This window comes from Bacteriovorax sp. BSW11_IV, assembly GCF_000447755.1.
Lineage (GTDB): Bacteria > Bdellovibrionota > Bacteriovoracia > Bacteriovoracales > Bacteriovoracaceae > BSW11-IV.
Map to the genome: position 1 here is coordinate 1 of NZ_AUNE01000046.1, position 17,161 is coordinate 17,161.

Consider the following 17,161-nt stretch of genomic DNA (forward strand, 5'->3'; position numbering starts at 1 on the left):
ATGATGTGTTTAACACCCTCTAGAATGATTTCATCTTTTGTATCCATCTGCTTTGAAATTTCTTCGAGATTTTCACCAATAGGAATAATAACTAAGTTTGCAATGATTACTCCGTACAGAGTTGTAATAAGACAAACACCCATTGCTGGACCAATCATTTTCATGGCATCAGCACCACCAAGGTTTGCAAGAAGTACGATCATCCCAATAGTGGTTCCCATCATTCCAAATGCAGGAGGGAATTTTCCAAGAGATTTAATTTTTTTCGTATCATCACTTCTAAGCACACTCATCTTGCTTGCTCTTTGCTCGAGGATCTGAATTACTTTTTCAGTTTCTAAAATTCCATCAGCAATAAGTTCCATCGCTTCTTTTAGAAAAGGATCTTGTGCTTTAGGAACAAGTGACTCCAAGCTTTCACCTGATCGATATGATTCACATATCTTCATGATGTCTTTGATGACATTTGAAGTATCAACCATTTTTCCTTTGAGAAATTGCGTAAAGAATATTTTAAAGAGACCGCCAATTTTATTCAATTGAAATGCAACTGAAGTTGCAGCAAATGTTCCACCGAGAACGATGAACAAAGAAGGGCCATCGAAAAATATTTTTAAGTCTGAAGATGACAGTCTAAGACCAACGAAAAGAACTACACCTGAAATGATGAGTCCGATTAAAGAAAAAATATTCATACATTACTCCGCATTGTTTTGTATGTGTGAGATATCGGGGTTTTACTTTTTTAACTTAGTGAATAATTGGTGTGTGAAATAAAACTTTCATTTTTTTCAAATTATTTTCAGAGCTTACTAGAGAAATAGGCATATTTTTTGTGAAACTTTTTAGATTTAGTGAAAAAAAACTTCACGAAACAGTGTTTAAGTGTTCGGAAATATTGAGGAAAGGCAAAAAGAACCCATATACAAAATCTATTAAGGTCAATTGCTAATAATGTTTAAGAGTTGTCCGAATGGGGAGTCGAATAGAAAAGAAACTATGTAGGAGTTTTTTTGAAAACGATATTCAACATAATAAATTTTGTTTTGGTTTTACTCTTGTGTTCATGTGTTGGAACAGTTGAAGACGTTAATCCAAATAGAACAAAAGGTTCTGCTGCCGGAAAGGGAAGAATTGCTTTTGATGGTATCTACGATGCAAGAGCAATTGCGCATGATAAAGTTGAAATCTTTTTCTATCCAAGTTTACTTGCAGTGACTGATGTTACTTATATTATTTCATACGACGGACTTACTGTTGAAAAAACTGTTCCAGGTGCGAACCTTAGACCAGACTACCGCGGGCTTTTGAAATATACAGTAAGTGGACTTGATATCAATACAGAGTATGCATTCTCGGTTCAAGCTAAAAATTCGGATGGATTGATTAGTACATCGACATTAATCAAGAGAGCAAAAACATTTGCGAATAAAACAGCAAACTTTGTTGGTATTGGTGAAGTGAAAAATCTTCCTGGATTTGATGGACGAACAGCTCTAAGAGTTGAATGGCCAGCAGCTGAGAGACAAGGAACAATTACTCCAAAAGATGAAGACGTTATTCAATATGAAATTATCCTTCTCGATTCTGATATCGCAACACCTGTTGCATTTGATGATATTTCTTTTGTCGAGCCATTTCGAAAAGTTGTTTATGTTGATGGGGCGAAAATATCTCACCAAGTAAATGGTCTCCAGCCTGATACAAAATACTTTATTAGAGTAAGAGGTATCCATAAAGGAATGAGCACTAACGGTGATGATCCTAACTATAGAGCTGAACAAAATAGTAATTATATCTTAATGGGAACATTGAGTGATGATATGTCTACTATTGATGTAGACACTTCTTCATTTTCAGTTGAGATACCAAGATCGGTGGAAGGAAAGTATTCTTTGAACACGACTTGGGCCAGTGCAAAAGGTTCATTCGACCATTATAGACTTTACTATAAGCAAACTAGTGCAGGTGCTCCATGGGCATCATATAAAAGCGCAAGAGACACAGTTTGTAGTGGTAAAGAGACAAACGACGCAAGCTGGTCATGTGTTGAAATTGGATTTGAAAAAGATCGTTATACAATTTCAGATTTAGTTCCTTTTACAAATTATGATGTTTACCTACTTGTTTGTGGAACAAAAACTTGTGAGATTGGTGATGCTATTGAATTTAGCTCTACACCACCGTATAAAACAAATCCAGGTCATGCTAAGTTTAATGGAATTTATGCCATTGAAAATGCGAAGTACTATTGGGCCTTAAATGAGATTTATCTTCGTCTAACTCCACCAGATATTAATAGTGGAGTTGTAGATGGTGTACTTGTTGAACTTAAAGAAAGAGTGAGTGGGCCTCTTAGTGATGTCTTTTTAAATCACCCAGATTACGCTAGTGGACTTAATCTTGCTGTCGCCAATTTTGATTACAAGACTGCAGATGAAATTATTGTCTCAGGAGTATCTCTGTCAGAGAGTGAACCTTATTGTTTCTCATTAATTCCATACTATTACTCAGATGGAAATCTAATTGAAAACAGAAATAACGAAACAACAAGCTGTATTTTACCAAGAGTGAAAACTCCAACACAAGATGAATTTCCCGGTCTTACAAATGCAGTTGTAGACTCATCAACAAATACTTTAACTCTTACTTGGGGAGCTCCTCTAGGTGGTGTTTACCAAGGTTTTGCAATTTTCTTAAAAATTGGTGGTGGCCCATTCTTATATAGTGAGGGAATTAACAGTGATCCTAATTACATTAGAATAAATGTTCCTTTCAGTTATTCATCATATCAAATCCCATTTATGAACAGTGGTGATTATCAAGTAGGGATTCTTGCCTATTACAATGATGGTACAACTGAGACTTTCTCTGAACCAAATATTAACGTACAGCCTTTTACTGTAGGACCGTAAGATGAAGTTATTTTTGTCGTTGATTGCACTATCGCTACTACTGAGTTCATGTGTTGGAACAGTGGAAGATAAAAATCCAAAACTATCGAAAAGTGCCGCTACTGGTGGTGAAGAAATCATGTTTTCGGGAGTAAACGAAGTTATTCCTGTATCAGATGATAAAGTTGAGGTTTATTTTTATCCAGCATCTGGAAATGTTAGTGATATGACTTATCAGATTTTTGTAAACAATACAAAAGTTCCGATTGAAGTAAAGGGAGAGAGTTTACAGTTAAATCAATACGGTCAGTATATGTATACAGTGACTGGATTAAAAGTATTCACACAGTATAGCTTTTCTGTTGGGGTCAGAAACGCTAAAGAAAATACTGAATCAAATTCAAATAAGGCCTTGTTTGCAACAACTTTTCCAAACTATACTGCTGACTTTGGTGGTGTTTCAAAAGTTTATCACTCAAGTGGTGATCTTGGTAAAGAGCAAATCGAAGTAGAATGGGTTCCTGCGGTTTCATTAGGTTCATCTTTTTCTCCAAAGCCTAATGACCCAGTCGCTTATGAAATTCGCTATATGCAAGCAGATGAAGGAAAGCCTACGGATCTTCTAAATCCAAATCATCCTGCAGTTAAAGTTTCAATGAAGCCAACAACTCTTGGTTCTAACCCACAGTTGAGTCAGGAAAGAAAAAGATCTATCCCAGGTTTGAGTCCAGGGAAAAAATATTATGTTCTAGTTCGTGCTATTCATAAGGCGTACGTTGATTACAAGACTGAACCAGGCTACAAAACAGAGCAGAATAATAAAATTTTATCAGTAACTACTCTTTCTGATTCTGGTCTTTTTGATTGGGATGCTGCGAGTGTAAAATATGAAACACCTATCGGAGAAGAAGCTCTAAGCCGCATTGATCTTCGTTGGGATGGCGCTTTAGGTCCATTTAAAAATTATCGTGTCTATTATATTAAAGTCGGTGAAGCAACAGAAACATATGAAGATGTTGCGGCGAAGCCAGATACTCTAGACAGTACGACAATCGATGCTTTAAATGGGACAGATGATTATCAAGTTGCCGCGGCCGATGCTCTTTCATATCAAATTACGGGGTTAAGTTCATACGCTTACTACAAAGCAACGGTTGTTGCCTGTGTAACTTCTGGATGTGCAGATGGTTCACGCATTATTGGTGAGGAAGTCTTCTTTAGAGTAACTCCAAAACTTGCTCCATTTTCAGGTCTTCTTGAAATTCAAGACCCAACAGATATTAATAAACTTGATGAGATTGAAGTGAAGTTCGATCCTCCTGTTACAACAGCGGGTTATGTTAATAAATTTGAACTTTATTGTTTTGATAACTTTGATGATAATAATCCTGATGAGCTTCTCTATAACATTGCAAGTACAAGCTCTAAGCCAAGCTGTGCAGGTTTAACGAGAATTACGGCTTCTCCGAGTGATTTTTCAAGTTATAGCTCATATTCAAAAATAAAAATTAAGGGAAGTTTTTTTGGTCCCAATGATGTCGTTTCAGATAAGACATATTGTTTTGGGGCCGTTCCAGTTATCGAGGGAACAAACTTCGTAAATAGAAATCTCAACTCAGCAATCATTCGTTGTAAAGTGGTCAAAATTAAAGTTCCAACGAAGGAAGAGTTTCCAGGTCCTGCAAATACTTGCACAGTTGGTGCAGATAATATTTCAGTAACATGGGATGAACCAGAGTCAGGGATCTATAATCGTTATGAAGTTTTCTGGAAAGAGGATGATGGGACTCCGTTTAGTTTTCAAGATGCAGTTAATGGTCTGTATAACTCACAAGATAATTTAACGACTTTAAATTTTACAATTAATACACTCCTTCCTGGTAAGAAATATCAGTATGGTGTGCTAACTTATGTAGCAGGAGCTAATAAGAAGTATTCAGAATTTAATACAGGTATTCGCACATGCCAAATCCCACTACCAACTCCAAAATTTGGCGAATGGGTTGATATCTTTGCCGTTGGTCCAAAAGCAAATGGTCTTGTCCCAAGACGTGATAATAGTGCTCATGGTTTTGAAAAAGCATACCTGTTTGAAACTTTGAACGATAATGGTCAGCCGATAGAAGTTCCTGTTGAGAATTATGCAGGTAACAACTATTCACCAACAACTGAATTTGAAAATCAATTTGCATCTGTAAGCAGTTCTGTGAATTTTCCTGGAGTATATGGTAAGGCCCAGGGTGACCCTGACGGCATTTACATGAACCAATACTCAAATAGTGGGATTGTAAGGATTGCGTGGAAGGATATTACTTTCAATAGCAATACTAAAACGATGACTGATTTCGTCGGAACATATGAAACTGCGGCCCTGAAAAAAGATAGAAAGTACGGGTATAAAGTCTATCGTTCAGATAATGGTCAAAAGACTTGGACAGAGCTAACAAGTTCAAGCTTTGCCTTCCAGACTCCATTTAATGCAGGACTTTTACACGCTGTAGATTACGCTGAGGCACCACGTGCAACAGACGATGCAATCACGCCAATTAAGGCCGTGATGTTTACTGATTATTCAGTAAAACATGCAGGTCTCGATGGAAATAGTGCTCGTGCAAGAGTTTACTACTATAAAGTTGTTCCAGTGTTTAATGGTGAAGAGCTACGTTATGAGCGTGAGAATACAAATCCGCAACATATTATCAAAGTAACTCTTCCTCCAGAAAATATGGCCCTTGTTCATAGACTAATGGCCAACAGACAAACATGTAATGAGATAGGTAAATCATACTCAAAAGATGTTAGCCAGCATTACACATGCACTTGGAATGGTGTAGGAGCTCGTGGTCTTGCAGTACCATGGGTTCCAGGTGCTACAGTTTATGACTTTGGCAGTGACCTTCTTATTGATAGATTTGAGCTTGGGTGTAACTTCACACGCGGAGATTATCAAAATATTAATAGTGCTTATTCTGGACCATTGTCAGGTTTCTTAGGGGATAGTTCTGGTGGTGGAACATTTAAGGGATGTTTATTCAAACAAGGATCTCTTGCACAAACAAATGGTGGATCTACTCCTGCAGATGGAGATACTTATACAGATAGAGCAACTTATAGAGTTGGTGATTGTATAGGAGAGTCCTTCTCTCAAGTCTATAATGAAACTTCTATTTGTCCTGATATTACAAAAGCAAATTACGACTATTTAATGGTTCCAGGAATTGTTAATGGTTTGGGGCTAAATCAATGTCAGAACCCAAGTAATTTATTACCTAATATAAGTGATACCTATAATAATTCATTTTTGACAGATGAGTCTGCTCAAAGTGAATACGGAGCTGTTTTTTATAACAGAGACTTCTATTCTACTAGTGAAAATTATGGACTGACTTCGATTAGAGGAGGAGGTGCAAATCCAGGTAATCCTCATCGTTTAAGAATGAATAATCAAGGTCGCTATCCTTCACGTTGTATGATTAACATTCCTGTTGCAGATAATTCTCCAGGGGGAAATGCTTTAATTAAACAACGCTGGATTCCTGCCAACATGTTGACTGACCTTGTTTATGATGGACTTACTAATAATAAGATTGATATTGCAACAGTTCCAATGAGTGTTGTTGAAAGTATGACTCAATTATTTGATAGTACTTTCAACTCTGTACCAAATGCTGGGTATAGAGCAAATTCAGCTCTTTATCGTTACGATGAAAATAGCACACCTGTTGCAAGAATTGTATCGTCTAATGATGCAAAACTTCCTCCGATTAATGGTTTGAATCATGATCAGGCAGATGCCTTTTGTTCAACATATACGGTTGAAGTTGGATCATTGAATGATTCAACAAACACATTTAGTGTCGAGGAAGGTGGTCTTAATAAACGAATGATGAGAAGAACAGAGGGGATTGTAGCCTCAGCTTATCCAAAGACATTTAGTCTAACTGATATTAATAACCTTGAAAGAGGTGTGCGTACAGAAACGGGAACAGGGGCATCTGCAATCTTATATAATGCAAGTTGTAATGCCTTTTCTCGAAGTATCTTGAATGGACAAACTCATAATGAGATTGAAGCAGGTCTTGGCATCTCTGTTCGTTTTGGTGACTTACAAAATAAGAGACATACAAATGATGGGGCCATCATTTTTAGTGGTTCAAGCTTTTTTGATCATGAAGGTAGTGACTATAGTACTCAATCTTGTGTAAGCCGCTATGGCCTCCAAGATATTGTTGGAAATATGAGAGAGTATAGTTCTGAGAGAATTTTTTGTAACTACGATGGAGAGGAATTTAAAATTGGGACAAGCTATCAGTCAGCGGATTCAATTGAATTTAATAATGGAGATCTATTCAATGCATCTTCATTCACTCCATGGGTACAAAGTTCACCAGATACTGGAAGATGCTCTTTAGTTGAGGCCGGAGGAGCTAGAGGAGCAACTTTCACTGCAGGAAGTTATATGGTTCCGCAGTATGATATGTTTGGTAATTTGAATTCGGCCATGATTACTGCAACGAATACAATTGATGAATATAGTATTTCATACTTAAGAAATGGGGATGGATTCTATTTAGACTTTGGTCAAGATAATCTTGCTCCACCGTTGAGTATTAATGATACATTGGCCCTTACTGATGAGTATCCTGTAACAACTAGAAAAAGAGATGTGGGCGTTGATCCAAGAAGAGGAAAATATTTCAGCCCAATTGCCGGGATTCCTCTAGAGTGCGCGAATGGAACTTGTTTAAATTCTACTGATAATTTAACGATATCCACAACTGGATTACAGGCAAAAATAGGAGCACCTGATACAGACTTTGTTGTTCCTCACTTTCCGATTACTAATAGCATGATTATCTCTGATGGGATGTCTGAGATTACTCAAAGTGGATCAACTACGATTAGTGCTACAAATTCTGTAAGTTATGACATTACATACTTGGATTCTATTGATCCGAAGGCCTACGTAACTCGATCGACAACTGATCCATTGGCCGAGGGAACTTTAGTTAGATGGGCCAATTGGAGAGTAACGAGAGATACTTATATGTATTTCGAAAATTTCGGAAGTAAGAGTAATGAGTCCCGTCCTGGACGCTATAGTGCGACAGTACTAGGAAGAAGTGAAGGTTTCCAAAAATCTGGAACTGAAGCTGGTGTTCGATGTGCAGTGAGAATTAATGAAGGGAGACCGTAAGTGAAACTTTCAAAGATTTTACTCTTGGTACTATCTTTTTCTTTGTTTGCCTGTAAGCCGGCCGATCAAGAAAAAGTTAAGGTCAAGACCGCAGGGATTTTTGAGCCCGTAGAGATTGAAGTACAAGGTGGATTGGACCGTGGGGAATTTCTCATTGGTTCTGATCCCGATGTTATTACAATCAGTGTTCAAAACAATTCAACCTTTCCTTTGACAGATTTAAATCTTGTCTTTGAAGAAGAGGAGTCTAATGCTGGAGTCAAGTTCAATCCGGATGAAGAAGGGAAGTCTGCTTCGCCAGGATACCTAGGGACATGTGCATCTAGGTTAGAAACTAAGCAAAAGTGTTATTTCAAGCTTTCTTATTCACCAACAATTAGTGGTAATTTAAAACAAATTATTTTTTTGAAATATAAAAACCTTGTGGATTCAAAACAGGAAACTTTTGAACTCACTATGTTTGCAGGAGAGGCCGCTTCATTAGTTTTTACGAGTGAACAAATTAACTATTCTTTTGGTGTTATTGAAAGAAGTGATAGAGAAGTTTTTAAACAACGTCTTATTATCGAGAATGCTGGAGGTTTAACGGCAAAAGAAATGATTCTTGATATGATCAATAATCCTGTGAGTAATTCTTATCAAATTACGGAGAATACTTGCGGGAATGAATTAAAAGCAAAAGAGCGTTGTGAAATGGAAGTCATTTTTACTCCAATGAACTGGGGTGATGGAGCTCCTGATGGAAATATCGATCAATACTATTATTCAAATATCTCAATTCCATATATTCGCGACCCATATGGTAAGAAATCTGTTTTAAATGCATACTTCTCAGTAAAGTCATTTAACATTAAAGGGCTAATTAAGCATGCTGGTCTAGCCGTAATTAATTTTGATGACCTAATTGTAGGTAATTTTGCTTCCAAGCCATTTAAAATTAAAAACGAAGGTGATAAAGAAGCAATCCTACATTATATTGATATCAAAAATGCCGGTGGAGTAATTATTGGTAGCTGCGTGAAAGTCGCAGGTCAAGATTTGCTAGAATGTAGAGATCCCGCACAGATTGCTGTTGCGGGTGCGAGTGTTGCTTTGCCAACACTTCCTTTTAAAGTTCGTGATGTAAATAATTGTATTACACCTTATGATTCTTTGAATTATTCTAGAGATGCTGAAGGTGCCATTACTGATTCAAGTGTTATTGAAGTTGCGGGTGTCGTTGGCGATAGTCAGGGACAATCTTGTCTATTCGATTTGATCTTACATCCAAGTACAACTTTTGAGACGAGCGGTGATTTTTCTGGTTGGACATTAACTTTCGTCTATGACTCAACTTGGAAAGGTTTCAGAGATATGATGGGTGTTGGTGGTCCTAGTAACTTTAATGTTGGAACAGCGAACTACTTTTCTGCTGCGAAAATCAATACTGCATTCTTTGAATATGCTGGAGATAACTCATATTCAAATTTAGATGCTGCCGATAATGGAATCTTTTCATATGATCTTGGGCGAGTTTCTCTAATTTCAGATGCGGCCTATAAGCAACAAGCAAAATTTCGTTTGAAGAATATGGGAGATAACGTAGCAGAAGTTTTATCAATTCGCGATGGTCAAAATTTTAATATTACTGATACATCTCAGAATATTAATAATTATTATTTGAGTGCAAGTCATTCTGGTTGCGCCTTTGTTTCTCCTAAAGGAGGAGAGTGTGATGTGCGCTTTCAAATTGCACCAGTTGCAAGCTCGAACCCCGATGGTATTTTGGCAAAGGCCGAAGAAGATGCTCAAATGTTTGACGATGTTCCAACTGAAACCAAAAAGTTTTATATAGAGTATAAAGATGGAACTACTTATAACGATGATCTAACTTTAAGAACTAATCGCATTGTTGAAGTTAAAATGAAAGCGAAGCTTGTTAGAAAAGGTTTCTTAGTTTTTGAAGATACAAGTTCGAATCAAGGTGTTATTCCTTCGAACAAAATTGCAGGAAATACTGAATACTTTCATGTCAAATTAAAAAACGTAGGAACAGGTCCTATACCTTATATTGAAGCTGTAAATGGTAAGATGATGGTACGTCCTAATAATAATGCTTACCCATTCGAAATTGTCGATAGGCCGGGACCTGCTTCAGGAGCATCAAAAGATTGTTATGAACTTATCAATTTTACGCCTGCAAATCATCCGATCTCAACTACTCCGTACTTAGGACAATTACAACCTGGAGAGAATTGTACGTTGTCTGTAAGAATGAAACTTCGTTCAACAGATATTTATGCTTTTAGTCTCTATTCTGAAGAGACTTCTCCAGAGTGGGAGAGGAAGTTCTCGGTTGCGAAAAATGGAACTTCGGAGGCATGGGAGTATTATAATTATAATGGTTCTGACCAGCTTCTTTCATTTAAATACTATGATGGTGATGGTGTCTCGGATCCTGCTAACGGGTATTATCCAACACTTGAAAATTATGGAAATTTCCACACCATTAGTGGTGGAACAAATGGTGATTATCGCGTAAATATTAAGTTTGTATCTGAAGGATATATCGTACCTACAAACCCATTTCCAAGTTTAATTGCTATTTTATATCGTCAACCTGTATCTCTTCCATTCTTGCCAGTAGATGGTTGGGGAGATTCTGTCGCCATGAAAAGTGTTCCACTTAAATGGCGTGATATCTCAAAATTAACAGGAGCAATTCCTGCTACATTTTTCTCTACTGCGATTACTCATACAGCATCATTAATGTCCACGACTCATACAACTGATTATGCTTATCATGGTGGTACTTACCCAACAGGTGGCTCATATACGGGAGCAATAACTCTTTCAAGAAAAGGGGCCAATATAAATACAGGTTCAATTAATATGATTGCTAATAATGGCGATCCAGAAATTGGTGTGACGCTGGCCCCTGACAAAGGGAGTTTACAGTTGGCCTTTAATCCAACAAATGCCGGAGTTTATACAAAAGAAGTTACCATTCAGTATTTTGGTGGGAGAAAAACTCTTGATGAGAATACTTTAGTGTATAGCAATACTAACTCTACAATTTCAATTAAGCTTTTCTTTGAGGCCACTGATGAGAATAAAACAATCTCATTGGGATCACAGGCCTATACAGTTTATTACGATACAGGAACTGAATCAGTCATTGAAACTTTGGATGGCGCGACTGAAAGTTATTCACTTGATGTTATGAAAATGGTTCCCAATCAAACGGGGAATTTAAAGGCGATCAAAGGTTCTGAAGTTTATGCGAAAAAGAGATTTGTTGTTACAAACACAAGTCCTTACCCAATTAATCGTGTCGATGCCATGATTAAAAGAACTCTAGACTCTTCAACTGTTGAAAACAGTGCCGGTGGATTAGGCTATTCATTAACTTCTAATACTTGTAGCAACAAGGCCCTACTGTCTGGGGAAAATTGTTACATTGATGTTAAGCTCAAGGCCTCAACTTCTGAGCCAGATTTATCAACTAGAATATTAGCTGTAACGTATGAAATTGCTGATAAGCAGTATCTCATATCTGCAATTAATCTGAACTTCCAGGCAGCAAGCCCTGCCAAGGTTAAAGTTGCAGGGGTTAACTCCGAGAGTATCAATAATGAGCTTGGTGGTGTTATCCAAGGCTCTTATCCTGTTAAGTTTGGATATTATCAAGATACGCTTCACCCGGTTCTCAATGATTCTCCTTTTCAAGAAATGTTGGTGCAAAATATTGTTCTAACTAATAACGTTGTTGAAAAAGCAAGTTTTCTTCATCAATACAGAACTTATGTTGGGAATATGAATGCAGTATTGCCAGCTGGTGCTTATGTCACAATGTATGATGATGGTGAAAATACTGTGTCTGCAACGAGAGCTTGTTTCTACGGAGACAATGAAGGCGGACCACTTCCATCTGATGAGTGGGGCTTTAATCAGGACTCAGCATCCCCTTGTGTTTTAAAAGTATTGAAGAAATTTAATGATGACTTTATTGCACAAAAACTTCCTGCTGCATTTAACTATGTGAAGTTAACATTCTATAATAGTGGAAGATCATCAGTGGATAATCTCTATCTTCACTTTCAAGGTTTTGTGGAGCCCAATAGATCGAATTCGACTGGTGATATTATGAATGTTGTTGCTACAGATGAAGGAGATCTTTCATTCTCATGGAACGACTATACTCCATCAAATCCAGGTTGGGGAGCAATTACAGGTTATAGAGTTTTCTACAGTGCAACGAAAACAGCATTGAATAATCTGTTTGAAACATCAGCGAGTTTCACTGATACAACATCACCAGAAGTAGTTCTTAGTGGACTTGTTCCATCTCGTTACTATTATATTCGTATTGCCGCGAAGAGATTGTCTCCTGGTGGATCGACTTATCTATCTATTAGTAACATGACAACTAGAGAAGTCGTCATACCTCCTCAAGATATGTTCTATGATTACGATCTTAAAGTTGTTGTCGATACGTATATTAGTCCTAAGAATAGTCCATTGTTTGGAACTAAGAGTGAAGTGGTAACTGGTTGTGATAAAGAGATTTCAAACGTTGTTAAAAATGGCGCCATGATTCAGAAAAGAAAGAAGCTCGTAAACTCAACAGTTTTTGACGTTATAAAGAGTGATCCTTCTTTGAGTAATTATACTTATCAGGTTGTACCGCATTGGATGAGTGATCCTGTAACTGACATTGCTCCGATCTTTGCTCCAGTGTTTAACTGTTCTGAGACGACCGGGAATACACCAGATCTGATGACTTTTTATATGAAGAGTTGTTCTGATTGTAGTTGTAATCAATTGTCTAAGATCGATGGCGGGGATGGTGAGAACTTACCTCCATCAGCACTTTTCTACGTAGACGCTAACGCTTCAAGTGCTGCCCAGAGATGCTACTTTACTCAGTAATTAACGAGTATATTAGACACCGTTTTAAGTAAGAGTGGTTTATTAACTGGCTTACTTAAAATGGTGTACTTTTCACTGCAAATATCATCACCATCTAAGGCCGTAAGATGAATTATGGGGATACTGGGAAGCTTCTCATGAATCTTATTACCAAATCTAAGGCCATTTTCTTTATTTAGTCTTACGTCCATTAATATTAAAGAAGGAATATCGTTTTCGTGAAAAATTATATCTTCAAATTCACGCTCTGATATAAACCACTTCACACTATAGTCAAAATTTTGCTCAATAATTTTTTTTAAGAATAAACAAAAATCCTTATCATCATCTAAAATCCATATCTGTTTTTTCATACTAACTCCGTAGGAATCTCTACTTTTATTAATGATAATAAATATATTTTGTGAAACTGTGAAAGATTGTGAGAGAAATTCAAAAGACCAATGATATTAGGGAGGTATTTGCCTCCTATTAATTGAATATTGTGATTGTTAAGATTCTTCATATGAGAAGCGCTCTAATACTCGTCATATTCATGTTTTCATTTTTCACTTTCGCAAATGAAAGTTCATCAACTACTTCAAATGAAATTCAAAACTCAGAAAAAAAATCTGATCAAAAAGTAGATGAAAAGCAGGAAAAAAAAGAAGAAGAAATCATTGAAAAGAAAATGATCACCTTCGACATCACAAAGTTAAAAGACATGTCGATGAATGAAGTTTCTTTTATTCGAAAAAGTATTGTTGAGGCCGTATTTGCTGCAAAGATTTTTGAAATAACATTCGGTCATGTTGATAGCAAAATTGGAAAAAACAAAACATGGTATGAAATTAGCGTGTCACATAAAAGAGAAGACAACGGTCTTAGTCATATTGAATTTTATTTTAAAGAGAAGCCTTCAAATCAATTGATTAATTACATCTCAGAAAGAAATTTACCCAAGGCCAAAGTTCAGTATCGTTCAAGAGTTTTAGTTTACAAACTGATGTTTGGAAAATGGTTTGATGAAAAATCTGGAAAATTAATTAAGCCAGAGGTTATCAATATTAAAAATACTGTCTCTGAAAAAGAAACAGAGAATGAATCAGTAAATGAAATCAATTCAGAACAAGAACAATTACAAGAAGAAGAGAGCGTAGATGACTTTTCGGAGTCAGGAATAAAGAAGAGTAAAAAAGACGCAAAAGAAGAAGAGAAAAAAGAAGATAAAAAAGTAAGTGCAGCGAAAAAACGAAAAGTTGAGATACAAAAATACGATGCGCCTAATTTGAATTTAGAGAAGGCAAAAGTAGAACAGAAAGTGAAGATAGAACCGGGACTCAAGTGGATGTCCCGTTTTGATTATGCGATAGGGTATCAGCAAGAAGCGGCGACTTCTAATATCGCCGTTACTAAAAATGAATTCTTAGAAACTGAAACAAGTGTAGAACGTCTTGTTCTCAAATTTTCAACTAGCTTTAGAGTAGAACAGTGGATACAGCACTTCCATACAGGTGGAGTAATCTCCAGATCAATGTCTGAAGAAGAATATAAAATCAAACCACGAATAAATTTGTTTGGAAATTTTAATTATGATCTTTGGTCAAGTTCACTCTTTATCGGATTAAACGTTGAGTATGATCGACTTGGCTTCATTACTGCTCCAGAGCGTGGGGGAGGGTTAAAGTCTATCACGAGTAATATCCTTTGGACTGGAATTGGCATCAGATATATCGATAGCTTCAAAAATCATCTTGTCGCTTTTGAGGGAGATATTAAAAGAGCATTGATTGCAAATGCCGATCTTGTAGATGAAGCGGAAAGCGTGCCCTTAGATGGTAATAAATTACATCTACAAGGAAGAGTTTCTTTATACCAAGGATGGGGAATAGGTCTGAGTTATGAAATGATCAGCCTGTCTTCTGTTTCAAGCTTGAATTTAGATAATACGCACTCCATTTATGGATTGTACCTGACATACAACTAGGTTGGTAAATATGGGTCTTAAAAATAAGTATGATGAAATTTTTGAAACACTTGGGGCGAGTAGAACCGTTGTTGAAGATGAGATTGTTTACTACGGTAGTTATGCCAAAGATACAATTGCGACAAGTGATTTAGAGTTATTATCAAATGATATTAAGAAAAGATTTGCTAAACCTTTTGAAGGCGCACAGGCGAAACTGCAAATTGATATTTCAACATGTGTAGAAAAAATAAACGTAGCAAAGATTATGAATACGTTAGATTTTCTTTTGAAAACATTTAGCCGCTTTATTTTGATTAGTAAAAAGTTTACTCCGACAATAAAAGTGAGTGTAAATAATTCTACACTAAGCTTGAGAGTCGTTTCTGCAAAGGTTGAAAAAAAGTTATTTGATGTTTCACGCATTCAAGACCTTTTAGTACAGGAAAAAAAGAACTTTATGTCTGTATCTGGAAGCAAAATTAAAGCAACTGTAGATTTTAACGAAAAAAGAGAAGAGATGATCTTTTATTCAGAAACGAATCTAATGAATGAAAGTAAGTTGAAAGTGAAAAATAAGAAAAAACAATTGCATTCAAGTGGAAGGACCAATGAAAGAAGTTTGTAAAATCGCATTTAAATACATTTTAGTGGCGATGCTTACCTCAAATGTTAGTTTTGCTAACTGGGAAGTTGATGGGTTTAAAAAACTCGGAACGAATTCATTAGAATCAACTTCAAAAACATACACTGAGCTTCTAGGGAGCTTAGAGAAAAATGGTGTTGAGAACAAGAAGATTCAAGACAAAATCAAAACACTAAATTCAAGAATGTCAGTTGTATTTAATGAGTCAAAGAGTTTACTTGAACACATTTATACTTCTTTGAAAAAAGATGGAAACTTAGAGGCCATTTTAGCAAAAAGATATTTAGATTGGGCAAATAGTAGAACAGGTGCTGCCGATCTGAAAATGTTAAATACTCTTGAAGGTTACTTAGGACATCTTGAAAGGGAAATTGTTCAAAGCAATAGAATGTCTACAACTATTAAAGTGGAGTTCATGCAAAGCTTTCGAGGAATTGTTAATAAGATCAATGAAGCTCGCAAACTTGATGTGGCCGTCCGTGGAGATTTCGCTGTGGCCCTAGAGGCATCTTTGAAAACAAGAGTTGCCAACACAATGAAATCAGTAAAGGCCGATACAATTAAGAAATTGGAAGATAATAGTACTAGAAATATTTTTGTCGTAACAGCGGCAGGGCTTGTTGTATTGCTCGCTGGAGTTATGATTCGCAATCGACGCTTGAAAAAGAAAAATGCTGAGCTAGAAAATCAAGATTGGGGTCCGTATATCAGAAGAAAAACTATCGAAGGACAGAAAAAGGCCTACGAAAGTTTAAAAGATATTGGTGTGGCCATGGTTGAGTCCAATGGTGAAATCTCATACGGTAATGCTCTTTTTAGTGAAATGTTTAAAGACACGTTTACAAAGAAGCAAAAATGGGAAGATTTCTTTGGTAAAAATTTCAAGCGCGAGAAAACATTAAAAGGAGTTCACTCTCTTTATAAGTATCTTGGTGACGTTACTAGTGATTACGTTGTTCAAGTTTCTCGTCCGAATGAACATGGAAAAAGAGCATGTTTCTTTGTTCGCTTTGACTCTACAGTTCTAGCAAAAATTGGTAGTGAGAGAGTTGCGACATTAGAAAAGATGAAAGTGAATGTCTTAGATATTCTTGATGATATTATTTCCAGAGAAAGTTCATTAAGAGGTAGTCAGTATATTGAATTTGCTGAAGTTGATTACGCAAATGATCTTTATGTTTATATGCCAGAGGATCATGCAAAGGCCATTCTTGAAAAATCTCTAAAGGCCGTATTTTCGATTCAAAGCCTTAAGAAGAATACACGCAGAGCAATTCTTAACGTAAAAAGAAAAGATAAGTGCCTTGTGGTAAGTGCAGAACTTCCTGGTATTCACCTCGATGTTAAGGATTTCTCTCAGAAAATTATTGGGGATCAAACTTTGAGCAATATCATGCGCGAAGTAGAGCATTCAAATAGAAATTTTGAAATCACGACAGTTGTTAAAAACGTAAAAGTGAACGGTGAAAGAGCTGTATCATTTGAATTACTTGTTTCTGACCTGGAAAATGTAAAGGTAGAACAAAGGGAATTCTCGCTGTGAGAAAAACTTTAGCATTACTCATATT

The 17,161-nt window shown here is 36.4% G+C and carries 8 protein-coding genes; 6 read left to right on the plus strand and 2 right to left on the minus strand.

From position 1 onward, the window contains the following. The coding region (locus M899_RS13085; RefSeq protein WP_021271971.1) for a motility protein A at positions 1-695 on the minus strand (695 nt) is incomplete at its 3' end. Between the two features lie 318 nt (positions 696-1,013). On the opposite strand from M899_RS13085, the gene M899_RS13090 reads away from it, so the two are divergent. The 3 genes from M899_RS13090 to M899_RS13100 are packed head-to-tail and all read left to right on the plus strand — an operon-like array spanning position 1,014 to position 13,002. Further along, positions 1,014-2,915 carry a hypothetical protein gene (locus M899_RS13090; RefSeq protein ID WP_034729403.1) on the plus strand — a complete coding sequence of 634 codons (1,902 nt, stop codon included), beginning with the start codon at positions 1,014-1,016 and terminating at the stop codon, positions 2,913-2,915. A 1-nt stretch (position 2,916) separates the two neighbouring features. Next, positions 2,917-8,091: a fibronectin type III domain-containing protein gene (locus tag M899_RS13095; RefSeq protein WP_021271960.1), complete on the plus strand. Its 5,175-nt coding sequence runs from the start codon at positions 2,917-2,919 to the stop codon at positions 8,089-8,091. Continuing rightward, a complete protein-coding gene (locus tag M899_RS13100; RefSeq protein WP_021271951.1) occupies positions 8,092-13,002 on the plus strand; it encodes a fibronectin type III domain-containing protein in 4,911 nt (1,636 codons plus the stop codon). Here the strand turns inward: M899_RS13100 and M899_RS13105 are convergent. Further along, positions 12,996-13,355 carry a response regulator gene (locus M899_RS13105; RefSeq protein WP_021271957.1) on the minus strand — a complete coding sequence of 120 codons (360 nt, stop codon included), beginning with the start codon at positions 13,353-13,355 and terminating at the stop codon, positions 12,996-12,998. The two genes, M899_RS13100 and M899_RS13105, sit on opposite strands and share 7 nt — an antisense overlap. Positions 13,356-13,507: 152 nt before the next feature. Between M899_RS13105 and M899_RS13110 the strand changes: the two genes are divergently transcribed. From M899_RS13110 to M899_RS13120, 3 genes are read left to right on the plus strand one after another with little or no spacing between them, the layout of a single operon-like run. Then, a complete protein-coding gene (locus tag M899_RS13110) occupies positions 13,508-14,968 on the plus strand; it encodes a hypothetical protein (RefSeq protein WP_155897215.1) in 1,461 nt (486 codons plus the stop codon). A 10-nt stretch (positions 14,969-14,978) separates the two neighbouring features. Then, positions 14,979-15,575 (plus strand): hypothetical protein, encoded by a 597-nt coding sequence (locus M899_RS13115; RefSeq protein WP_021271958.1) that lies wholly within the window; start codon positions 14,979-14,981, stop codon positions 15,573-15,575. Next, the gene (locus M899_RS13120) at positions 15,559-17,136 is read left to right on the plus strand and encodes a hypothetical protein (RefSeq protein WP_021271965.1); all 1,578 of its coding nucleotides are present in this window, start codon (positions 15,559-15,561) and stop codon (positions 17,134-17,136) included. The genes M899_RS13115 and M899_RS13120 overlap by 17 nt, the downstream gene beginning before the upstream one ends. Positions 17,137-17,161 lie beyond the last annotated feature (25 nt).

Coding starts and splice junctions, on each gene's coding strand:
- M899_RS13095 (WP_021271960.1), top strand. CDS start 2,917: ATGAAGTTATTTTTGTCGTTGATTGCACTATCGCTACTACTGAGTTCA.
- M899_RS13105 (WP_021271957.1), bottom strand. CDS start 13,355: ATGAAAAAACAGATATGGATTTTAGATGATGATAAGGATTTTTGTTTA.
- M899_RS13110 (WP_155897215.1), top strand. CDS start 13,508: ATGAGAAGCGCTCTAATACTCGTCATATTCATGTTTTCATTTTTCACT.
- M899_RS13115 (WP_021271958.1), top strand. CDS start 14,979: ATGGGTCTTAAAAATAAGTATGATGAAATTTTTGAAACACTTGGGGCG.
- M899_RS13120 (WP_021271965.1), top strand. CDS start 15,559: ATGAAAGAAGTTTGTAAAATCGCATTTAAATACATTTTAGTGGCGATG.